The sequence below is a fragment of the Brenneria alni genome (assembly GCF_003666245.1).
Taxonomy (GTDB): Bacteria; Pseudomonadota; Gammaproteobacteria; order Enterobacterales; family Enterobacteriaceae; genus Brenneria; species Brenneria alni.
In genome coordinates, this window is sequence record NZ_MJLZ01000054.1 from 1 (window position 1) to 20,984 (window position 20,984).

At 50.7% G+C, this 20,984-nt stretch carries 23 protein-coding genes and 1 pseudogene; 13 read left to right on the forward strand and 11 right to left on the reverse strand.

Features of this window, described 5'->3' with window-relative positions; genetic code table 11:
- Positions 1–355: 355 nt before the first annotated feature.
- Positions 356–1,117, reverse strand: a complete 762-nt coding sequence (gene yjfP, locus BIY29_RS17805; protein WP_121576381.1) for an esterase — start codon at positions 1,115–1,117, stop codon at positions 356–358.
- 180 nt (positions 1,118–1,297) lie between these two features.
- On the opposite strand from yjfP, the gene bsmA reads away from it, so the two are divergent.
- Entirely contained in the window at positions 1,298–1,606 is a 309-nt protein-coding gene (gene bsmA / locus BIY29_RS17810) for a biofilm peroxide resistance protein BsmA (RefSeq protein ID WP_121576382.1), read from the forward strand.
- Between the two features lie 93 nt (positions 1,607–1,699).
- On the opposite strand, the gene BIY29_RS17815 is transcribed toward bsmA, so the two are convergent.
- The 4 genes from BIY29_RS17815 to nsrR all read right to left on the reverse strand — a co-directional run bounded on the left by BIY29_RS17815 (position 1,700) and on the right by nsrR (position 5,932).
- Entirely contained in the window at positions 1,700–2,098 is a 399-nt protein-coding gene (locus BIY29_RS17815) for a DUF350 domain-containing protein (protein WP_121576383.1), read from the reverse strand.
- 104 nt (positions 2,099–2,202) lie between these two features.
- On the reverse strand, positions 2,203–2,934 hold the full coding sequence (gene rlmB / locus BIY29_RS17820) for a 23S rRNA (guanosine(2251)-2'-O)-methyltransferase RlmB (protein WP_121576384.1): 732 nt from the start codon (positions 2,932–2,934) through the stop codon (positions 2,203–2,205).
- An 89-nt stretch (positions 2,935–3,023) separates the two neighbouring features.
- On the reverse strand, positions 3,024–5,465 hold the full coding sequence (gene rnr / locus BIY29_RS17825; protein ID WP_121576402.1) for a ribonuclease R: 2,442 nt from the start codon (positions 5,463–5,465) through the stop codon (positions 3,024–3,026).
- 41 nt (positions 5,466–5,506) lie between these two features.
- Complete coding sequence (nsrR, locus tag BIY29_RS17830; RefSeq protein WP_121576385.1) at positions 5,507–5,932, reverse strand: nitric oxide-sensing transcriptional repressor NsrR; 426 nt, start codon at positions 5,930–5,932, stop codon at positions 5,507–5,509.
- 566 nt (positions 5,933–6,498) lie between these two features.
- On the opposite strand from nsrR, the gene BIY29_RS17835 reads away from it, so the two are divergent.
- Complete coding sequence (locus BIY29_RS17835; RefSeq protein WP_121576386.1) at positions 6,499–8,055, forward strand: methyl-accepting chemotaxis protein; 1,557 nt, start codon at positions 6,499–6,501, stop codon at positions 8,053–8,055.
- Positions 8,056–8,575: 520 nt separating this feature from the next.
- On the opposite strand, the gene BIY29_RS21065 is transcribed toward BIY29_RS17835, so the two are convergent.
- Positions 8,576–8,791 (reverse strand): DUF4225 domain-containing protein, encoded by a 216-nt coding sequence (locus BIY29_RS21065; protein ID WP_121576387.1) that lies wholly within the window; start codon positions 8,789–8,791, stop codon positions 8,576–8,578.
- Between the two features lie 416 nt (positions 8,792–9,207).
- Positions 9,208–9,954, reverse strand: a complete 747-nt coding sequence (locus tag BIY29_RS17845; protein ID WP_121576388.1) for a DUF4225 domain-containing protein — start codon at positions 9,952–9,954, stop codon at positions 9,208–9,210.
- Between the two features lie 631 nt (positions 9,955–10,585).
- Here BIY29_RS17845 and BIY29_RS17855 point away from each other — a divergent pair.
- From BIY29_RS17855 to BIY29_RS17865, 3 genes are all read left to right on the forward strand, one after another.
- Positions 10,586–10,771, forward strand: coding sequence for a helix-turn-helix domain-containing protein (locus BIY29_RS17855; protein WP_121576389.1), 186 nt, complete (start codon positions 10,586–10,588; stop codon positions 10,769–10,771).
- Between the two features lie 67 nt (positions 10,772–10,838).
- A complete protein-coding gene (gene codA, locus BIY29_RS17860) occupies positions 10,839–12,083 on the forward strand; it encodes a cytosine deaminase (protein ID WP_121576390.1) in 1,245 nt (414 codons plus the stop codon).
- Positions 12,084–12,283: 200 nt separating this feature from the next.
- Positions 12,284–13,279: a YopJ family acetyltransferase gene (locus tag BIY29_RS17865; protein WP_170158970.1), complete on the forward strand. Its 996-nt coding sequence runs from the start codon at positions 12,284–12,286 to the stop codon at positions 13,277–13,279.
- A 120-nt stretch (positions 13,280–13,399) separates the two neighbouring features.
- Here the strand turns inward: BIY29_RS17865 and xopG are convergent, their stop codons facing one another.
- On the reverse strand, positions 13,400–14,056 hold the full coding sequence (gene xopG, locus BIY29_RS17870; protein WP_121576392.1) for a XopG/HopH/AvrPtoH family type III secretion system effector: 657 nt from the start codon (positions 14,054–14,056) through the stop codon (positions 13,400–13,402).
- 67 nt (positions 14,057–14,123) lie between these two features.
- Positions 14,124–15,119, reverse strand: a complete 996-nt coding sequence (locus BIY29_RS17875) for a type IV pilus twitching motility protein PilT (RefSeq protein ID WP_121576393.1) — start codon at positions 15,117–15,119, stop codon at positions 14,124–14,126.
- A 21-nt stretch (positions 15,120–15,140) separates the two neighbouring features.
- Here BIY29_RS17875 and BIY29_RS17880 point away from each other — a divergent pair, with 21 nt between their 5' ends.
- The 8 genes from BIY29_RS17880 (at position 15,141) to BIY29_RS17915 (ending at position 19,819) form a co-directional block, all read left to right on the forward strand.
- Positions 15,141–15,854, forward strand: coding sequence for a YggS family pyridoxal phosphate-dependent enzyme (locus BIY29_RS17880; RefSeq protein WP_121576394.1), 714 nt, complete (start codon positions 15,141–15,143; stop codon positions 15,852–15,854).
- Between the two features lie 84 nt (positions 15,855–15,938).
- Positions 15,939–16,760 (forward strand): pyrroline-5-carboxylate reductase, encoded by an 822-nt coding sequence (gene proC / locus BIY29_RS17885; protein WP_121576395.1) that lies wholly within the window; start codon positions 15,939–15,941, stop codon positions 16,758–16,760.
- Positions 16,761–16,871: 111 nt separating this feature from the next.
- Positions 16,872–17,426 (forward strand): YggT family protein, encoded by a 555-nt coding sequence (locus tag BIY29_RS17890; protein WP_121576396.1) that lies wholly within the window; start codon positions 16,872–16,874, stop codon positions 17,424–17,426.
- A complete protein-coding gene (gene yggU / locus BIY29_RS17895; RefSeq protein WP_121576397.1) occupies positions 17,423–17,713 on the forward strand; it encodes a DUF167 family protein YggU in 291 nt (96 codons plus the stop codon). The genes BIY29_RS17890 and yggU overlap by 4 nt, the downstream gene beginning before the upstream one ends.
- Before the next feature lie 17 nt (positions 17,714–17,730).
- Positions 17,731–18,324, forward strand: coding sequence for an RdgB/HAM1 family non-canonical purine NTP pyrophosphatase (gene rdgB / locus BIY29_RS17900; protein WP_121576398.1), 594 nt, complete (start codon positions 17,731–17,733; stop codon positions 18,322–18,324).
- Entirely contained in the window at positions 18,317–19,459 is a 1,143-nt protein-coding gene (gene hemW / locus BIY29_RS17905) for a radical SAM family heme chaperone HemW (RefSeq protein ID WP_121576399.1), read from the forward strand. The genes rdgB and hemW overlap by 8 nt, the downstream gene beginning before the upstream one ends.
- A 24-nt stretch (positions 19,460–19,483) precedes the next feature.
- Positions 19,484–19,633, forward strand: a complete 150-nt coding sequence (locus tag BIY29_RS20410) for a hypothetical protein (protein WP_205680369.1) — start codon at positions 19,484–19,486, stop codon at positions 19,631–19,633.
- 57 nt (positions 19,634–19,690) lie between these two features.
- Positions 19,691–19,819, forward strand: coding sequence for an entericidin A/B family lipoprotein (locus tag BIY29_RS17915; RefSeq protein ID WP_121576400.1), 129 nt, complete (start codon positions 19,691–19,693; stop codon positions 19,817–19,819).
- A gap of 75 nt (positions 19,820–19,894) precedes the next feature.
- Here BIY29_RS17915 and BIY29_RS17920 read toward each other — a convergent pair whose 3' ends face one another.
- Together BIY29_RS17920 and BIY29_RS17925 are read right to left on the reverse strand one after the other, a co-directional pair.
- A complete protein-coding gene (locus tag BIY29_RS17920; protein WP_121576401.1) occupies positions 19,895–20,350 on the reverse strand; it encodes a GNAT family N-acetyltransferase in 456 nt (151 codons plus the stop codon).
- Between the two features lie 16 nt (positions 20,351–20,366).
- Positions 20,367–20,783: pseudogene (locus BIY29_RS17925) on the reverse strand (lysophospholipid transporter LplT); the annotation flags it as partial.
- Positions 20,784–20,984: the final 201 nt, after the last annotated feature.

A 20,984-nucleotide genomic window follows, 5' to 3' on the forward strand; every position in this document is an offset into this window, starting at 1 on the left:
GGGATTTACACATTAAAAAAAAAAGAATGATATCATAATTTACTCATATGTTTGGCCTGTCTATGTATACATAATTGTATCCATAGTCTGTTTTATTGTATTTTACAAAAGCAGAGTGATTTTAATCATACTCGGTTCGTTTCATATGATCGCTTTCAGATATGATTTAAAAAACGCGCCTTTTTTTAAACTTCTTGACATCCCTATCAATTCAAGCATAAGCGTTAACTATTTGTCTTTATTTTTTTGCGGCGTATGTGTGTTTCTATATTATTTAGAAAACAAAAGAAACCTTTAACCTCTTCTGGCAGTGATCTCCTGCCAGATTCATCTTTCAATTAATTATACACGACGGTTATTCGGTCAGATAACGCCGAAAAAAATCGACGCCCGCCTGTAGCGCCGATGGCGTGATGCGGTGCGTAACGCCCGCCTCGGTCAGATAGGTCAGATTGCAGTCCTGATGGCTTTCTTTCAGCGCCTGATATAAACGCCCACTCTCCTGCGCCGATACCACCTCATCCGCTTCGCCATGCCAGAGCAGTAAAGGGCGATTGGACAAGGCCGCCAGCCGTGCGGAGACATCATAGTCGGCAAGCGTCGCCGACAGATGCTGTAATATTTCCTCAGCCCCCGCATCTTCCCCAACCGTTACCGGCGGATACAGCGTGTGCGACAGCGTTGAAAAATAGCCCGATCCCATAAAAGCCGCGACAGCGGAAATCCAGGGGTAACGCGCCATGCAGCCCAGCGCGCTCATTCCCCCCAGGGACGCGCCGCACACGCCAATGCGTTCGTTGGCAATCAACCCGCGCTGCCGATAGGCATCCACATAGCAGGGTAGTTCATGAATATTTGACTGAAGAATATCCCAGAAATGACGCAACCGCCGGGCCTCATCGCCATCGTAGCGTGCGCCGTGCATGGCGGCATCCGGCGAAATCACCCGAAAACCCGCTTTGGCCAGCGCATAACCAAAATAGGAATAGACCTCTTTTGAAGAGAGGTAACCGTGAAAGAAAAAAATAGTCGGTAAAGGCTGCTCGCGTTTGCCTGCCGGAACCGCATGAATGACTTCAATACCGCTGCTGATCACATCAACCGACATTTCAACCATCTTTCTTCCTTAATTTCCGTTCTGTCTGCCCTTATATATACCACTAAATGATGTTTAGCGAGGTCGTCCACGCAAGCGCATCGGTTCGCGTCATTTCATCAATACCCGGTTCAGCCACTGCCAAGACGCGTCTGATGGCGTTACACTGTAGAACAAATCGTTATCTTTCAGGTCAGACCGATGAACAGACTGCGCTTTCTCTTGCTACCGTTGTTTATGCTCATGCTCTGCGCATGTCAGGTTTTACAGGGAAACCCCGCCCCGCTGCCCGCGCCGACAGATCAGGCACAATTGATTACCTACTCACAAACCGCCACGCTGGAAAAAATCGGGACAGTATCCGTCACCGTGCGTGGCAGCCCGGATGACGCCGACCGGGCCATTCAGAGGAAAGCGGATGAAAAAGGCGCTCGTTACTACACCATCGTCATGAAATCCGAAACAACACACTACGGCATGTGGACCTCCCGCGCCGTGTTGTACCGATAAGAATGGCACCACTGATGCTTCTTTTATAAAAAACGGGGCCATAACGTGATGTTATTGCCCCGTCGCTCATCCTGTTATGGACGATAGCCGGACTTAATAAGACATACAGGCCGCATTCAGGATCCCGCCGCCCAACGAGGCCGTGCACAGAAAAACCCCCGACGCCACCTCGTTCTTCTGGATATGCTGGCTGAGTCCCGGCAGGTAAATACGCACAGCGCCATAAATCAGCAATTGGATCACCAACGCCACAATGCCCCAGATGATGTAATCCACCAGACTTACCGAGTTAACCGCCGCACTGGCCAGCGGAATGACATACCCGATCAGCGCTCCGGCAAAACCGATTGCCGCCGCGCTATTATTGGCTTTAATCAGCGTCCACTCATCATGCGGCGTGACACGGGTATAAATAAACAGGAATGCCAGCACCATGACAAACCCAATGAAGAAGTAGGCGGCAAAAGCCAATAAAGCGGTAACAATAATCATGCCGTAAATTCCTTTAGGTTGCTGTTGTTCTGAATAAAGTGATGATGCTTAGGGCTGAGACAACATGGTGATAACGTTGCTCGACAACACACCATAATTGGTCGTCAGCCGCGCTGGCGCACCGCTTCAAACAGGCATACACCGGTGGCGACGGAAACGTTCAGTGAAGAGACGCTGCCCGCCATCGGAATGCTGATAAGTTCGTCACAATGCTCGCGAGTCAAACGGCGCATCCCTTCGCCTTCAGCCCCCATAACCAGCGCCAGCGGGCCGGTCAGCTTGCTTTGGTACAACGTATGGTCAGCTTCGCCCGCTGTGCCGACGATCCAGATATTGTGCTGCTGCAATACGCGCAGGGTACGGGACAGATTGGTCACGCGGATCAAAGGGATATTTTCCGCCGCGCCGCAGGCGACTTTCTTTGCCGTTGCATTAAGCTGCGCAGAACGATCGCGCGGAACAATCACCGCGTGCACCCCCGCGGCATCAGCACTACGCAGGCAAGCGCCCAGATTGTGCGGATCGGTGACGCCGTCCAGCACCAGCAGAAAAGGTTTATCCAGATTATCCAGCAACGCCGGCAAATCGTTTTCCTGGTACTGCCGCCCTTCTTTCACTCTGGCGACAATCCCCTGATGCACGGCGCCTTCGACCTTGCTGTCCAGCCATTGGCGATTTGCCACCTGAACCACAATGCCAGAGGCCTCCAGTTCGGCAACCAGCGGCTGCACGCGGCGATCGTCGCGGCCTTTCAGGATAAAAACTTCCAGAAAACGCTGCGGATCTTGCTCCAGTAACGCTTTGACAGCATGAATACCGTAAATAATTTCGCTCATTGATACTCTTCAAATGTAGTAAACGGGCAACGCCTGCCCGTCATCATTTCATCACGGTGGCCGATGAAAAACGGCCCCGTCGTTGACCGTTACTCCACGGACTTTTTCTTTGTGCGTCTGGCTTTGGTTACCGCCGCAATCTTACGCGTTTTCTCGGCGTTCTTTTTTGCTTTGTCAGCGTTTTTTTTCGGCTTGGCTTTTGCCTGACGATCGCCCTCTTTACGCAAGGCGGCATCCGGTTCAACCCTGGCGGCTGGTTTAGCCGCGCTACGGCGGCGGCGATTTGGTCTGGCTTCACGATTATCAGGCTTTTTCGCCCGATCGCGTGCCGTTTTACCTTCGCCGCGTGGTTTGCGCGTACTGGATACCAGCGCAAAATCGATATTTCGCTCGTCCATATGAACGGCTTCAACCCGAATTTCCACTTCATCACCCAGACGATAAACCTGACCGCGAGACTCGCCAATCAGGCGCTGACCAATATTATCATAACGATAGTAGTCATTATCCAGCGTGGAAACATGCACCAGTCCGTCGATAAACAAATCGTTCAGGCGAACAAAGAAACCAAAACCGGTTACGCTGGCAATGATCCCCGTGAATACTTCACCCACATGATCCTGCATGAAGTCACATTTCAGCCAGTCAGCCACATCACGGGTCGCTTCATCGGCGCGGCGCTCCGTCATTGAACAGTGCATACCCAGTTGCAGCATCTCGTTCATCTCGCTGTGCCAGCCGCCGGTTGGCGTCCAGCGTTCTTTGCGGGAACTCAGCAGGTACTTGATTGAGCGGTGCAATGATAAGTCAGGATAACGACGAATCGGCGAGGTAAAGTGACCGTAAGAGGTTAACGCCAGACCGAAATGCCCACGGTTTTCCGGATCATAAACCGCCTGTTTCATCGAACGCAGCAACATGGTTTGCAGCATTTCACGATCGGGGCGATTGGCGATCTCCAGCATCAGATCGGCGTAGTCTTTAGACTGCGGTTTCATCCCGCCTTTTAACGTCAACCCCAGTTCACCCAATACACTGCGCAGCGCCAGCACATGATCTTCACTTGGACGATCGTGAACACGGAACAGCGCAGGCTCCTCATGCTTCTCCACAAATCTGGCCGCAGCGATATTCGCCAGGATCATGCACTCTTCAATCAGCTTATGCGCATCGTTACGCACCACCGATTCAACCCGTTCAATACGGCGCTCGGCATTGAAAATAAATTTCGCTTCTTCCGTTTCAAAAGCAATACCGCCGCGGATGTCACGCGCCCGCTCCAGCACCCTGTACATCTTATGCAATTCTTCCAGGCCGCCCACCAGTGGTTTGTAGTGCTCCCGCAACTCTTGATCGCCCAGCAGAATATTCCACACTTTGGTATAGGTCAGACGAGCGTGGGAACGCATTACTGCTTCATAAAACTTGTACGAGGTGAGTTTCCCCAGCCCCGACACGGTCATCTCGCAGACCATACACAGGCGGTCAACCTGCGGGTTGAGCGAACAAAGCCCGTTCGAAAGCACCTCCGGCAGCATCGGCACCACCTGAGACGGAAAGTAGACCGACGTACCACGCGCACGCGCTTCATTATCCAGCGGGGTGTTGGGACGAACATAGTAGCTGACATCGGCAATCGCCACCCACAGGCGCCAGCCGCCGCCGCGTTTTTTCTCGCAATAGACGGCATCATCAAAATCGCGGGCGTCCTCGCCATCAATGGTGACCAGCGGCAGCTTACGTAAATCCACCCGGCCTTTTTTCGCCTCTGATGGCACTTCTTCTGCAAGATCTTTGACCTGCTCTTCAACTTTAGGCGGCCAGGTATGCGGGATGTCATGGGTACGCAGAGCGATATCCACCGCCAGCCCGGTGCCCATGTTATCGCCGAGGATCTCAACAATTTTGCCGATGGCTTTCGTGCGTCGCGTGGCGCGCTGAGTCAGTTCCACCACCACCACAAAACCCATCCGGGCGCCGTTGATATTTTCTTGCGGGATAAGAATGTCAAAGCTCAAACGGCTATCGTCCGGCACAACAAAACCGACCCCGGCATCAACAAAATAACGCCCGACGATCTGCCCGGTACGCGGCTCCAGTACGCGAACAATGCGACCTTCACGCCGCCCTTTCCGATCTTCACCCAGCGGCTGGGCCAGCACCACATCACCATGAATGGCGCGCTTCATCTCTTCAGCGGACAGATAGAGATCATCTTTGCGGCCTTCCACACGCAGGAAGCCAAAACCGTCACGGTGGCCGATCACCGTACCGCGCAGCAGATCGAGCTTTTCCGGCAGGGCATAACATTGACGGCGAGTAAAAATCAACTGGCCGTCACGTTCCATTGCGCGCAGACGGCGGCGCAGCGCTTCAAGTTGTTCTTCGCTGGTTAATTGTAGATCGGCGGCCAGTTCTTCCCGGTTGATCGGAGTATCCCGTTTGGCGATATGCGCCAGAATATATTCACGACTGGGGATCGGGGATTCATATTTTTCTGCTTCTCGTTCCAGAAATGGGTCTTGTGACACTGCGGTTCCTCCGTTGTCATCAGCGGGAGGCTGAACAGAACTCATTCAACCAACAATAATTTGTAAAGTGGTGGGTTTTCTTTGACCAAATCGGCCAGCGTGTATTGATCCAGCTCATACAGAAAGTTCTGCACCGCCTGGTGGAGCATCTGTTTCAGCCGACAGGCCGACGAGATGTGGCAAAAATTATGGTTACAGTTAACTAATGAGAGCGGTTCCAGCTCACGAACCACATCACCCAGGCAGATTAGCTCTGCGGGTTTTCCCAACCGGATCCCGCCATTTTTACCACGCACGGCCATAACAAACCCAGCCCGGCTGAGTTGATTGATAATTTTGACCATATGATTACGCGACACGCCATACACTTCCGTCACTTCTGAAATGCTGGTCATTTGCCCGCCCGGCAACGACGCCATATAAATCAGCGCCCGCAAGCCATAATCCGTAAAACTTGTTAACTGCATAAACCTCGGATACCTCTGGGTATCGTTTTCCGGCGCAGTGAATGCGCCCCGAAGAAATAGATCAGAATGCCGCCGGACTCATCGCCAGACACACAAGACTGATCTTATCCGCCGATAATAAACCAGCCACAAAGGCTACGGCTAATTATTTAGCGACAGTACCGGGATATATCTGTATGAAAGCATAAAAGATAGGACATGATGGTGCTTTACAGTAGGTTTACAACTTCTTTACGGTAAATTCCAGCGCTAAAACAGCAGTCATTGCTGACTTTTTCAATCAACCGTATCGCCATAGCGCACCACTTGCTTCACGACATGGCGCAATTATTGGTAGAAATAAGCGATCGGTGGGGTAATGTCGGTAATGTATTCAAATTTTCATCACGGTCATATATTTTTAATTTTATCTTTGTTTTACAGTCATAAAAGTATCATTGCACCACGTCCGTACTTTCTGTGTCGTTCTGTTTTATTCATGACCTCGAATTTAACGAGGCTACAAGGTTTAGCGCTGAACATGACTTTTGTCTCTTTAATGCTGCACACACAAGGAAAAGGAAACCATGAGCCTGAACAATATCTCCATTCGTGCCGGATTACTGACATTATTGTTATCAACCACCCTGCTGCTGCTTATCGTCAGCGCTATGGGCATTCTGGCGATTAAAAAAGACCGGGGATCGCTGCTGACACTGAATCAGATTCAGGGAACAGAAATTGGTCATCTGATGAGTGGCTATAACCTGACGCTCAGGGCCAGGGCATCAGCCACGCTGGCAGTCAGAAAAATTGAAATGGGGCGGCTTGAAGAAGGGGCGCAGGAAACCGGAATAGTGGAACAAAATCTGCTCCAGTCCCAGAAAGAGATTGCTCAGGTTATGCAATCTGTTGAGCCAGGCACCCAAAGGCATGAACTGGCGCTGGGGGTACAGAAAGCCTATGAGGCTTATCTTGAACAAGGCATGATGCCGATGCTGAGTTCGTTGCAAAAACAGTACACTGACGAATATTACGAGGTACTCGAAAAACAGTTAGGCCCATTGAGCGACGCTTTTGATAAATCCATTCAGGACTTCCGTCTGCACGCGCAACAGCTCTCCGGTCACGGGCTGGCGCAATCCGAACGCAATGAACGATTAATGTTGCTGCTTATCACCATCTCCAGTCTGTTATCCGTGGCACTGGTTATACTGGGCTGGGTTTCGTTACGGCATATGCTGTTAAAACCGCTGGGACAGGCCATTGAACAACTGGAACACGTTGCCAACGGCGACCTGACGCGCCGCCTGTTGCAAGGCGGCAGCAACGAACTGGGGCGCCTTAGCGACGCCATTGGCCGGATGCAGGGGGCGTTGCTGGATTCGGTCAGCCAGGTACGGAATGTCAGTACGCAGATCGATCTTGGAAGCCGCGAGTTATTTGAAAGCAATATTCATCTTTCGCAGCGTACCGAAGAGTCCGCCGCCTCACTGGAGCAAACCGCCGCCAGCATGGAGCAACTGAGCGCAACGGTGAAAAATAATGCCGAACACGCGGAGCAGGCGCATAAACTTGCCAATAGCGTGGCGGATACCAGCGGTCTTAGCAGCGAGTCCGTCTGCTATGTCATCGAAAAAATGCAGGAAATCGATACCAGCGCCAAACGGATTAATGACATTCTCGGCGTCATTGATGGTATCGCCTTTCAAACCAACATCCTGGCGCTGAATGCCTCGGTAGAATCGGCACGGGCGGGCGAACAAGGGCGCGGTTTTGCCGTTGTCGCCGGGGAAGTCCGCAATCTGGCGCAGAACAGCGCACAGGCCGCCAAAGAGATCCGTGCGCTGATCACGGATTCCCAAACGCGTATTTCAGAAGGGCTGGAGCTGGCTTCACACGCAGGCGAAACTATGGACGAAATGGACGAAGCGATCATGCGGATCACCCAACTGATGAAAAATATCTCCAACGCGACACAGGAACAGTACCGGGGCATTGAGCAGGTGAATATCGCGTTCAGCCAAATCGATAAAGTGGCGCAGCAAAATACTCAGTTGGTGAAATCTTTTTCAGCCACCACCCAATCGCTGGAAGAGCAATCGCAACAGTTGGTGCGTTCAATGGCGCTGTTTCAGGTGTAACCATCGATAGCCCGGAAACATTCGGAAAATTCTACCGGATGCTTTCGGGCAAACATTTTCACCGCCCGGACGCCGGAATCAATGACCAAAACGTTGCCAGAAATAACGGACTCACTAACGCCCCGAATTCACGATCATTTCCAGATGCTTAAACCTGCATTTTGAGGATTATTGGGTATATATCATTCATTTTCATATTGCGTATAGATTTCCTGTATTATTCATAGAAACAAGGCAAACTTATTGAGTATGTTATATGTTCTTTTTATGTTCCAAATAATATAAATATATACCCACCGCCCAAAAAAACAAAGATATATATCTAATCCACATACTGTGATAGATAAAAATATCGAGATAGCTGAAGAGGAATAATTCTTTTAATCCACTCTTAAAAGTGATTAAGTGGAAACACGATAATAATAATAAAACAACCCTACTTCTGCGAAATAATATAAAGCAGATTATGGATACAACCATGTATGCATAAACAGGCCATATTGAAGAAGAAATGATAACGTCATTCATTTTTATATAGCATGTAAATATCAGTGAACGTAGCAGCATCTACCGTGAATTCAGTAGTTAAAGATACCGATCCTATAGTTTTCCAACTCCGAACAAAATCACTATTAATATATCTGAAAAGTCGGAAGGAATCCTCTCTCATAACATTTCTGAATAACCCATAAGCGGAGATACTTAAATCAACGCTGGCGTAAGCCATACTCGTCATACTTCAAGCTGCATGTGCGTTGGCTGCTCTCACTCACCCCAATCACTTACTGGTGGTATCACGCGTCCAACCCGATCGGTTTTCCCTAAACAGCAGGTAACCATCTGTCAGCCTGTTTAATTGGGTTATTTGCGTTTATAAAATCCTGTTAAGTTCTCTTGTTGTATTCCAAGCATGATAAGAGTAAACATACCCCCCAAAAAAATAAAGATAAATAGCGAATAGCCATGCTATCATAAATAAAAATATCCAGGTAATTGAAAAGGATAGAGTCCTTTAATCCATTTAAGAAAGAAATCATATGAAAGTACGCCAATAAGAATAAACAAAAAATTTTTTTATGAAATAAAATAAAGCAAAGAATGGATATCAATAGATATACATAAATAGGCCATGTAGTAGATGTAATAATAATATCATTCATTTTTATATAATGTGTAAATCCCATGAACTGTTGACATGTCAACTAAGCTTTCAGCAAACACAGATACTGCCCCCATAGTTTTCCAACTCCGCACAAAATCACTATTAATATATCTGAAAAGTCGGAAGGAATCCTCTCTCACAACATTTCTGAATAACCCATAAGCGGAGATGCCTAAATCAACGCTGGCGTAAGCTAAATCAGCGCGTTTTTCGCTTTGAGCTATCGATTTGGCTATCGCCCGATAGGTATCACGCGTCCAGCCCGACCGATTTTCCCTAAACAGCAGGTAATAACCGCTTTCATACAGATTATTTAAGCCGTGAGAGACATTCAGCGACCCGAATCCGGCGCAGAGATAGCCCGCTGAGGCGGTACAAGCGGCAATACCAGCCACAACCTGTGTTCCCCCGCCGATAAAGCCAACCTGTTTTAACATGATGTTAACCTGACGATCTTCTTTTTCCTTTTCAAAAATATAATACTGCATCACCTTTTGCGTCGATAAATCAAATTTCTGTTTTTGCAGATTTTTTATTTCTCTATCGAGTAAATTGATAGCCGCCTCTTCCGTTAAGCAAAAGTTAAGCACATTTTGTCTCAAATTGTTGGTTAACAAGGAAATTTCTTTCAGAAATCCTCGACGGGCCTCATAACCGGGGATATAAAGCAACGCCAGCTCATCCGTCAGCCGGTTCAGTTGGGCTATTTTTGTTTCCAGATTAGTGGCTGACATCATATCACCATAAACAGTAGACGCTGGTGCCCGCGTTGCAGTATTCCCACTCTATACTCTAAATAATTCGAGTTGCCGATTGACGGATGCGTGCCGCAGCCGGAAGAGATAAGCCCTTGCTTGTTGCTGTTAATCAATACGTATATTAAATTTGCCATTTTAAAATCCGTTTTAATAAAATACCTGAAATTATTATTTCAGAGCCAGAATGTTATCCGGAGAAATATGACTTGTAAAGGGGAAAGGAACAGCAAAAATATATTCACATTTTATAATTAGGCAGCTAGTTAAGGTATTTCTATTAGCAGCAATGCTAAGTGTTACCTGTTATTTTAACAATAATAAATTACGTGATTCTCTATTATTTATATCCTAAATAATTAAACGTTGGCGTTTTGAACAACGCAAAGTGCTGGCCCTTTACGGCTGAGGGATCACCAGAAATTGAAATATGTAACGCCGGAGAAAATTTCGTGCGCGATAAAGCCACCGTTTCTCTGCTATGTCATAGCACGCGCCCGACGCAGGGTGGTTCAAACGCCACCACCCTACGAACCCAGGCTTGTGGCTGAAATAACGCCGCTGGCGCGATCCCTTCAGCGGTCGCTCCCTTTTCGAACCGCTGGCCCCGGCGTTGCCATACGGGGAGAGTAAAATCCTGGGACATTTATTTGACGGACATCGTAAAAAACCGGCACTGTTGCTGGAAACATTGGATGCCGTACTGCAAGAGAACAGTAATTTCATCAAGGCAGCGGAACGCCTGGCGATTCGCCGCAATACGCTAAACTGCGTCTACAGCGGATTGAACGGCAGTTAACAATTTCGTTTAAATGTATCAGTGGCATGACTGATCTGGCGCATGTCCAACAACAGCAGGAGTTTTTATGAAAATAATCAATGCCGCCCTTCGCCAACAAAACGGGCTTTTCAGCATTACCGTTGATAACGGTCTGATTGCAGCCATTGATGCGCAACCCGCGTTATTGCCTGCCACAGGGAATGCTGATGTGATCGATGCCGGCAGCCAGTTAGTCATTCCCCCGCTGGTCGAGCCGCATATTCATCTGGATGCAGCCCTGACAGCCGGCGAACCGGAATGGAACATGAGCGGCACGCTGTTTGAAGGCATTGAACGCTGGAGCCAGCGTAAGGCAACCATCACCCATGACGACACCAAACGCCGGGCGCACACCACCATCGGTATGCTGCGGGATCATGGTATCCAGCATGTACGAACGCACATTGATGTCACCGATCCCAGTCTGGCGGCGCTGAAAGCCATGCTGGAGGTAAAACAGGAAGCACGCGACTTGATTGATTTGCAAATCGTTGCTTTCCCGCAGGAAGGCATCGAATCATTTGCCAACGGACGCCAGTTGATGACGCGCGCCATTGAAATGGGCGCGGATGTGGTCGGCGGTATTCCTCATTTCGAAAATACCCGCGAACAGGGCGTCAGTTCGATCAAATTTCTGATGGATCTGGCGGAACGTAGCGGTTGCCTGGTAGACGTACACTGTGATGAAACCGACGATGCGCAGTCACGTTTTCTGGAAGTGCTGGCGGAAGAAGCCAGAGTGCGGCAGGTAGGACACCTTGTCACGGCCAGCCATACGGTCGCTATGGGTTCCTACGATAACGCCTATTGCTTCAAGCTTTTCCGCTTACTCAAAATGTCTGGCATCAGCTTTATTTCCTGCCCAACAGAAAGCATTCACCTTCAGGGGCGCTTCGATACCTTTCCCAAACGACGCGGCATTACGCGGGTTGCCGAACTCGATCGGGCAGGCCTGAATGTCTGCTTCGGGCAGGACTCGATCAAAGATCCGTGGTATCCCCTCGGTAACGGCAATATTCTGCGCGTGCTGGATGCCGGACTGCATATCTGTCACATGATGGGATATGAAGATCTTCAGCGCTGTCTTGATTTCGTCACGGATAACAGCGCCAAAGCGATGCATCTGGGAGAGGGTTATGGCATTGCCGTAGGCCGCCCGGCCAATCTGGTGGTGCTGGATGCCGAGAATGACTACGAAGCTGTACGCCGTCAGGCCAAAGCCAGGCTGTCGATTCGGCACGGCAAGGTCATCATGCGCCGCACACCAGAACAACTGAGCTATCCACACTAAGTCTTTTGGCAGTGCCGACGGTTCCGTTCCTTTTTCCGCAACGGTCATGTTGGTGCTGCCGCTCTGGTTTAAGTAAATCGGCGGGAACCAAGCGGTTATTGATACACACAAACAGTAATGTCTGAATGTATTGAGAAATAACGATGCAAATCCCTTTTAGAATGTCTTTTCACACTCAGGAACCGTCGCAGTCCGGCTCGTTGGATGCCGCCTCATCATCTTCCGCCGCAGAGGCGGCAGGCAGCGCGGATGAAGCATCTTCTTCACAACCAACAAGGGTGGCTTCCCCTTATATGCCGGTCAGAAAGGAAACGCCTACCCCTCTTAGCACCTTATTTAATTTTATAAGACTCAGACACAGCGCATCTGGAGGTTATAACCCGCGCCAGATAAAAAGACAGGTGAGCAATTATCTGGAAAAACTGGAAAGTAATGCGCTTGGCGCGATGCAGCCTAATGTCAGAACAGAGGAAACCCGCCTACAGAAATATCTCATCATGGCGCAAAATGATAAATATCATCTACAGATCGGCCTGCTGAATATTTCTGCAACCAAAGGCAACGAACTTAAAAATGCCTTACTTATGATGGACAACAACACCAAATGGCGTGCGGTTATTAATATTGAAGATGATGATGAACCTAATAAATCACCGCATAGCGTGGCGGTAGAAGCTGAGAAGAAAAATGATAAAATTTCTCTGGTGGTGGTAGATGCCTATATTTCCCCGATGACTGATTCTGATATTGCGAAACATATTACCAGCTATGATGATGCTGCGCTGACGGTGTTATTTACCGCAGTTCAAAAAACAGTGTCTGGCTGCAAAATCTTTTCTCTTCATGATGTTAAAGCGATGGTATCGAATGAGGAAGCAATTAACCAATTTCACCAGCTAAACTATGCAAAAATTGACGATAAAGGTTATAACAAAAGTGACCCGCGTACTTTTGTTACGCGGCAATTCAAACATCTGCTGCCAGCCGACTTCTACCAACTGACCACATCAAGGCGCGTGTTCAATTCGTTGCCTGAATCGATAAAAAATACATTACGCAGTGATTTTAATAGAAACCGCCACACGCGCATTACATACGAAATTGACGGTTTGCCTCAGAAATTGACCTACAACACGGCGATAGAAGATCAGCGTATCACCTTCGCCAAAGATACGTTGGAATGGCTGGATAAATAGGCGGAAAATTAAACAGAAAATACGCATTAATACAGGACAAGATGCAAAGCACGACAAAGTACTTGTCCCGGATACGTATTTTCATTCACCACCGAGTTTTTTACTACATGACAAAAATGGTTATTCGTGTGGCTTATATTTACTACGCAGCGGTAAGTTGTGTTCAGCCCGAATCGAGTTTTCAGAAGGCTTACCCGTCTTTGAATAACGATAGTTGCCAATCCCCACCGCCCTTGATTCCTCCTTACCGGCACGGCTACTCGGATCATAGCGATCACCTTGCCACGCCATTGAACTTCCACTTAATATATGTCTTACATGAACCAATTCATGAGCCAGCGAGGTGATTTTATCATCACGGCCAGTTCCCACGCCGGTAGGAGAGCCATTCTGGTTCAGTCGTACACTGGCGATATCAGGCGCCCATCCGATGATAGCGCTTGCTCCTTCCCCTTTTGTAAAAACACCTTGCACCGCCAAACCCTTGGCAATCTCTGTGTTTTCCCTGAAGCTCGACGGGTTATATTTATCGAGCTGCCAGCTCGTCAACACGGGTAAAGAATAAGGTTTACTATTAATCTCAAGCTCTTTTAACGTCACTTTTCTATCTTTACTACTGCTGAGTTTGGCTATTTTATCCAACAACGCCCTCCCCGATGGCCCGGAATTAATGATGTCAAGCGCATCCTCTGCCTCACTCTTATAGGTTTCGGCGATGGCAGGCACCTCGCTTCTGGTATTAACATAAATGCCTGTATAACTGGTTGGGATAATCATCAATTACATCCTCCATATGTTATTTCAATTTTGACTAAGTGATGAATATCCCGGTTTCGTTCCCCTTTCATCGCAACAACCCTTCCCGACAGCGCTGCCGATAGCTTTGTTCAAACGACTGCATTCCTGCCTGCCCCCCGGTCTGGATCAGGCTGGGCAACTGGTGGCTTTTCCCTTCCCGAATCAGATTGCTGACCGCAGAGGTTGCCGTCAGCACTTCAAATAAGGCCACCCTGCCCCCTTGCGGCATTGGTAACAATTTTTGCGCAATCACGGCCTGTAAACACGCAGCGAGCTGACTGCGGACAAAGGATTTTTCATCACCGGGAAACACATCCACCAGCCGATCCACCGCCTGCGCCGCGCTGCGGGTATGTAAGGTGGACAGCACCAGATGGCCGGTTTCTGCGGCGGTTAACGCCAGGCGAATAGTTTCGGTATCGCGCAGTTCCCCCAGTAGAATCACATCGGGATCTTCCCGCAACGCGGCACGCAGCGCCTGGGCAAACGAAGTGCTGTGTTGACCGATTTCACGCTGCTGGATCAGGCACTGCCGGCTGGTATGGATAAACTCGATCGGATCTTCCAGCGTGATCACATGTCGGTGGCTCCGCTGGTTCAACGCCGTAATCATTGCCGTAAGCGTAGTCGATTTACCGCTGCCGGTGGCGCCGGTCAGTAGAATCAACCCATCGGGCTTCTCAAGCAGTTCAGACAGTATCGGCGGCGCGCACAACGTGGTTAATGAAGGATGGGTTGACGGAATGACGCGTAGCGCGGCGGATAACCCCAGCCGCTGGCGAAACAGATTGACCCGCAGGCGCTGGCCGTCCGCCAGCATCAGGGCGCAATCTATCTGCCCCGACTGCCGTAATTGCTGTAGCTGGGGCGGCTCAAGCCATGTGGAGCACCATTGTTCCAGTTGATCAGAACCCAAACATGGTAAGGTATTTTCAGTGCGTAACTGACCATCAACACGTAACACCGGCGAATGTCCGCTACACAGGTGCAGATCCGAGGCATTATGTTTTACACTGAGTGCCACCCATTCATCCACATGCATAGATTAACCTCCTGAATCACTATGACCACTATCCAGCAGAATCTACAGGACATCAGGCAGCAGATCTCAGCCGCCATAGAACGTTGCGCACGGGCGCCAGAAGAAGTGACGCTGCTTGCAGTCAGTAAAACCAAGCCTGTGACGGCGATCGAAGAAGCGATCAACGCCGGGCAACGGGCATTTGGCGAAAACTATGTGCAGGAAGGCGTGGACAAGATCCGTTACTTTCGGGAAAACTGGCCTGAAATACCGTTAGAATGGCACTTTATCGGCCCGCTACAGTCAAACAAAAGCCGGTTGGTCGCAGAGCATTTTGACTGGTTCCATACGGTTGATCGTCTGCGTATCGCCCAACGCCTGAGTGAACAGCGCCCGATATCATTGCCGCCGCTGAATGTCCTGCTGCAAATCAACATCAGCAACGAGCCGAGCAAATCCGGCATTAAGGTTGACGAATTATCCGCGCTGGCCGCCAGTGTGGCGGCATTGCCGAATTTGCGCCTGCGGGGTTTGATGGCCATTCCAGCCCCCGAAACAGACTATCAGCGTCAGCTTGCCGTTTTCCGGCAAATGGATGATCTGTTTCAACAACTGGCATTACACTACCCCAACATTGATACCTTATCGATGGGGATGACCGATGATATGCGCGCCGCGATCGCTGCGGGCAGTACGCTGGTGCGGATTGGCACGGCTATCTTTGGCGCACGTGACTACGCCGTGGCAACGGCTTAGTCAGCAACAACGGCACAATCAGTTGCAACGAAAATCAGTCACACCATAATAATCAGCCATAACGATAAGCAGCGAGAATTCTAGATGCAACAACGTAAAATAGCGTTTATTGGCGCCGGGAATATGGCGCAAGCCATTGTCGCCGGGTTAATCGGTGGGGGTTATCCCGCACAGCATATCAGCGTGTGCGCCCCGTCCGGCGCCCGCCGCGACGCGCTGGCAGCCAAATTTGGCGTTATCAGCAGTGCGGATAACGTGCGTTGCGCCCAGCAAGCGGATGTCATTGTGCTGGCGGTAAAACCGCAAATGATGGCGAGCGTCTGTGAACCCTTGCATCAGCAGGTGGATTTCTCCGGCAAACTGGTGCTGTCGATTGCCGCAGGCATCAACATTGCCCGTTTTCAGGCCCTGCTGGGCGAAGCGGTGAACATCGTGCGGATTATGCCGAATACGCCGTCGCTGGTGGGGAAAGGAATGAGTGGGTTGTATGCGCCGGCAACCGTCAGCGCCGCCGATCGTGAGTTCACCGCCGGGTTGATGAAAAGCGTGGGTAAAGTATGCTGGGTGGAAAGCGAACAGGGCATTAACGGCGTGATTGCCGCCGCTGGCAGCGCGCCTGCCTATTTTTTCCTGTTTATGGAAGCGATGCAGCAGGAAGCCGTCCGTCAGGGTTTTAATCCGGATACCGCTCGTTTGCTGGTACAACAGGCGGCATCCGGCGCGGCGGCGCTGGTGGAAGCCAGCCCGGATACCCCGCTGTCGGCTCTGCGCGAAAATGTGACCTCTAAAGGCGGCACCACTGCCGAAGCATTACGGGTATTCAACCAACGCCAACTGACGCAAATCGTGTCAGACGCCATGCAGGCCGCCGTTGACCGCGCTCAGGAAATGGAAAAGCTGTTTTGATTGAAAACGTTAATAATTACCCCATTTACACCTGATACATTTCAAGGTGTAGAGAAAGACGACACTTTGAAAAATAACAGATATATCCACTGATAAGGAACCGACGTACCTATGCTTACCCTGACTTTTCTGGTCAAAACGCTGATTGACCTCTACGTAATGGTCTTGCTGTTGCGTATCTGGATGCAGTGGTCACGCAGTGACTTTTATAACCCGCTATCGCAGTTCGTGGTCAAAATCACTCAGCCGATTATCGGGCCGTTGCGCCGTATTCTTCCTTCGCTGGGGCCGATTGACAGCGCGTCGCTACTGCTGGCCTTTATTCTGACCACCATCAAATATCCGCTACTGTTGCTGATTCAGGTCGGCGCCTTGTCGCTCAGTCCAATGAACCTGCTGGTCGGTTTGCTCTCTCTGATTAAGTCGGCGGGCTACCTGATTTTCTGGGTGGTGATTATCCGTTCACTGATGAGTTGGATAAGCCAGGGGCGCAGCCCTATTGAGTATCTGCTGCATCAGTTGACCGAACCCTTTATGGCGCCGATTCGCCGGGTTATTCCGGTGATGGGCGGCATCGACTTCTCCGCTATGGCGGTGATCCTAATCCTGTATCTGTTCAATTATCTGGGGATGGATCTGTTTCCGGGGCTGTGGTTCCTGTTGTGAGTGCCGTCACACGCCACAATGACGATCTGGTGATTCGGCTGTATATTCAGCCGAAAGCCAGCCGCGACCAGATTATCGGGCTGCATGGCGACGAACTGAAAGTCGCCGTGACCGCACCGCCGGTCGATGGTCAGGCCAACGCCCATCTGACTAAATTCCTCGCTAAACAATTCCGGGTGGCCAAAAGTCTGGTCATTATCGAAAAAGGTGAACTCGGTCGGCATAAACAGATTAAAATCATCAATCCGCAACACATCCCGGCTGAAGTCGCGGAACTCATCAAATAAACACGCAGGAAAATACGATGCAAAAAGTGGTTTTAGCTACCGGCAACCCCGGTAAAGTGCGCGAACTCGCCAGTCTGCTGGCGGATTTTGGCCTGGATATCGTGGCACAAACCGAACTGGGTGTAGATTCCGCACAGGAAACGGGCCTGACATTTATTGAGAATGCGATTTTGAAAGCGCGCCATGCATCACAGCTTACCGGCCTGCCGGCGATTGCCGATGATTCCGGGCTAGCGGTGGATGCGCTGGGCGGCGCGCCGGGGATCTACTCGGCACGCTATGCCGGCCCTGACGCCAGCGACCAGCAAAACCTGGACAAACTATTACTCGCCATGCAAGGCGTCCCTGATGAACAACGTGGCGCCAGCTTCCACTGTGTGCTGGTTTATCTGCGCCATGCCGCAGATCCAACCCCGCTGGTGTGTCACGGTAGCTGGAACAGTGTACTGGCCCATAAACCCGCAGGCAGCGGCGGTTTTGGTTATGATCCGATCTTTTTTATCCCGGAACTGGGAAAAACCGCCGCTGAACTGACGCGTGAAGAAAAGCACGTCCGCTCCCATCGAGGACAGGCCCTGCGTTTACTGCTGGATACCCTGCGTAATGCTTAAACTGCCGCCGATCAGCCTGTATATTCATATTCCCTGGTGCGTACAGAAATGTCCATACTGCGACTTCAATTCTCATGCATTGAAAGGCGACGTGCCGCATCAGGAATATATCGAACATGTGCTGGCCGATCTGGATGCAGACCTGCCGCTGGCGGGTGGTCGGGCGCTACACGCCATTTTTATCGGCGGCGGCACCCCCAGCCTGTTGAGCGCGTCGGCAATGCAACACCTGCTGGACGGGGTACGGGCGCGCTTACCGCTAACGCCTGATGCCGAAATCACTATGGAGGCGAACCCCGGCACGGTGGAAGCCGACCGCTTCAGCGGCTACCAGCGTGCGGGCATCAACCGTATCTCCATTGGCGTACAAAGTTTTAACCCGCAAAAGCTCTCCCGCCTGGGGCGCATTCACGGCCCGATCGAGGCCAAACGGGCGGCTCATCTGGCGGACGAGCTGGGGTTGCGCAGTTTTAACCTTGATCTGATGCACGGCTTGCCCGATCAGTCGCTGGAAGAGGCGCTGGACGATCTGCGCCAGGCGATTGACCTCAACCCCCCCCACCTGTCGTGGTATCAGCTCACTATCGAACCCAATACGCTGTTCAGTTCCCGCCCGCCAAAACTGCCGGACGACGACGCGCTGTGGGATATTTATGAGCAGGGACACCAATTGTTAAGCGCAGCGGGATATCAGCAATATGAAACCTCGGCCTACGCCAAACCGGGCTACCAGTGTCAGCATAATCTGAACTACTGGCGCTTTGGCGATTACCTGGGGATAGGCTGCGGCGCACACGGCAAGCTGACATTCAGCGACGGGCGCATTCTGCGCACGGTGAAAACCCGTCATCCACGCGGCTATATGCAAGGCAACTATCTGGATAAACAGCATGACGTTACCCGCGACGATCGTCCCTTCGAGTTCTTTATGAACCGTTTTCGCCTGCTGGAAGCCGCCCCACGAGCCGACTTCACCGCATACACCGGGCTGGATGAAAGCCTGATCCGCCCGCAATTGGATCAGGCGCTGGCGCAGGGCTATCTGCATGAAACCGAAACCTACTGGCAAATTACCGAACACGGCAAACTGTTTCTGAATTCGCTGCTGGAATTGTTTCTGCCGGAAACAGAATAATGCGGGGCCGTCGCTCAGGAAGAGATGGAAAATATCTTTCTTTATGGCCTGTTGAATTTCGGTGAAGAAGCGGCTGACCGATATTTATCAAAACTTGAGAACACGTTTAATACTAACGGGCATCCGGCTGAATATCCCGATAAATTTCCGCCTTTTCAGCCTGTCCGAGATTGAATTTTTGCGCACGTTTATGACAAAGTGTAGGCATGTTGAAATCTGCTGGTGACGATAATGAAATATATAAAATTACTCATCGCATCGCTATTGATGGCGGCGGTATTGAGCGGTTGCAACACCGCACGCGGTTTCGGTCAGGACGTGGAGAAATTAGGCAGTAAGATTTCCAGTTCAGCCAGTTGACGTTGATTGAAAACCATTCAGGAAACCCGCAGGCGTTAGCTGCGGGTTTTGCATTTCAGGACAATGCCAGCCATCTCAGAATGCAGACAGCATATCAATATGCGCAATGCCGTCCTCTTCATATAGATCGCCGGTGGCGATAAAACCGAAAGCGGCGTAAAAATGCTGCAAATGCGCCTGCGCGGATAGAAAAAGATGCTTACGCGGCCAGTGACGAGCACAGGCCGCCAGCACATGTTCCAGCAACTGATGCCCCAAATGTTGGCCTCTGGCATAAGGCGCCACAATCACCCGCCCGATAGTGACGGCATCATTACCCGGATGTGGAGCCAGCAGCCGCGCATAAGCCGCTATTTTACCGTTGTGATAGGCGGCGATATGGCGGTTGCCATCCGCCAGATCCTGTCCATCGATATCCTGATACGGACAGGTTTGCTCCACCACGAAAACCTGAATACGCAGTGCCAGAATGTCATGCAATGAATAAACGTTCAGATCATCAACACACCAGTCATGCCATAGCAGATTCATACCCACCTCGTCTGTTCTACGCGGCATTGTGCCTATTGGCCCGCCGTTTAGCGTAAATCAGCCACGCCCACAATAATGCAATGGCCAGCGCAAATAGTACGCCGAAACCAATACCGATGGTGATAACCGACACACCTAATTTAACCACCAGGGAATAGAGTCCCAGCATCAGCAACATTGCGGCATTCTCTCCCAGGTTCTGCACGGCAATGGCATTACCGGCGCCGACGCTCTCTTTGCCCCGATCCTGCAACAACGCGTTCAGCGGCACGATGAAAAACCCGCCCAGCGCGCCGAGCAAAATCAGCAGCGCGTAAGCGCCCGGCAGATTGTGCTGAAGAGTGAAAACCACCACCGCCACGCCAATCAGCACGCCCGCCGGCAGGCAGCGCTGTACCGTTTTCAGCGTCACCAGTTTAGCCGCCGCCCCGGCCCGCATGGCGCACCGTTTCTTTTTGTCCTGCCGGGTGCTATGGCGTGATGGCGAAACCCGGTTTTCATTGCTCGGCACCAGTATGTTCTGGGGGGCGGGGGGGACGCTGTAAACGGTACAGCGCTGCCTGCCGGCGGGCGTGCTGGTTGGCGTGGCGGGGGTGGGTTTTCTCCTGTGGCTGCACTTTGCCGCGGCGGTGGG

Coding starts and splice junctions, on each gene's coding strand:
- proC (WP_121576395.1), top strand. CDS start 15,939: ATGCAACAACGTAAAATAGCGTTTATTGGCGCCGGGAATATGGCGCAA.
- BIY29_RS17890 (WP_121576396.1), top strand. CDS start 16,872: ATGCTTACCCTGACTTTTCTGGTCAAAACGCTGATTGACCTCTACGTA.
- BIY29_RS17880 (WP_121576394.1), top strand. CDS start 15,141: ATGACCACTATCCAGCAGAATCTACAGGACATCAGGCAGCAGATCTCA.
- codA (WP_121576390.1), top strand. CDS start 10,839: ATGAAAATAATCAATGCCGCCCTTCGCCAACAAAACGGGCTTTTCAGC.
- BIY29_RS21065 (WP_121576387.1), bottom strand. CDS start 8,791: ATGACGAGTATGGCTTACGCCAGCGTTGATTTAAGTATCTCCGCTTAT.
- BIY29_RS17845 (WP_121576388.1), bottom strand. CDS start 9,954: ATGATGTCAGCCACTAATCTGGAAACAAAAATAGCCCAACTGAACCGG.
- hemW (WP_121576399.1), top strand. CDS start 18,317: ATGCTTAAACTGCCGCCGATCAGCCTGTATATTCATATTCCCTGGTGC.
- BIY29_RS17915 (WP_121576400.1), top strand. CDS start 19,691: ATGAAATATATAAAATTACTCATCGCATCGCTATTGATGGCGGCGGTA.
- rdgB (WP_121576398.1), top strand. CDS start 17,731: ATGCAAAAAGTGGTTTTAGCTACCGGCAACCCCGGTAAAGTGCGCGAA.
- BIY29_RS17875 (WP_121576393.1), bottom strand. CDS start 15,119: ATGCATGTGGATGAATGGGTGGCACTCAGTGTAAAACATAATGCCTCG.
- xopG (WP_121576392.1), bottom strand. CDS start 14,056: ATGATTATCCCAACCAGTTATACAGGCATTTATGTTAATACCAGAAGC.
- bsmA (WP_121576382.1), top strand. CDS start 1,298: ATGAACAGACTGCGCTTTCTCTTGCTACCGTTGTTTATGCTCATGCTC.
- BIY29_RS20410 (WP_205680369.1), top strand. CDS start 19,484: ATGGAAAATATCTTTCTTTATGGCCTGTTGAATTTCGGTGAAGAAGCG.
- BIY29_RS17835 (WP_121576386.1), top strand. CDS start 6,499: ATGAGCCTGAACAATATCTCCATTCGTGCCGGATTACTGACATTATTG.
- nsrR (WP_121576385.1), bottom strand. CDS start 5,932: ATGCAGTTAACAAGTTTTACGGATTATGGCTTGCGGGCGCTGATTTAT.
- rlmB (WP_121576384.1), bottom strand. CDS start 2,934: ATGAGCGAAATTATTTACGGTATTCATGCTGTCAAAGCGTTACTGGAG.
- yjfP (WP_121576381.1), bottom strand. CDS start 1,117: ATGGTTGAAATGTCGGTTGATGTGATCAGCAGCGGTATTGAAGTCATT.
- BIY29_RS17815 (WP_121576383.1), bottom strand. CDS start 2,098: ATGATTATTGTTACCGCTTTATTGGCTTTTGCCGCCTACTTCTTCATT.
- BIY29_RS17920 (WP_121576401.1), bottom strand. CDS start 20,350: ATGAATCTGCTATGGCATGACTGGTGTGTTGATGATCTGAACGTTTAT.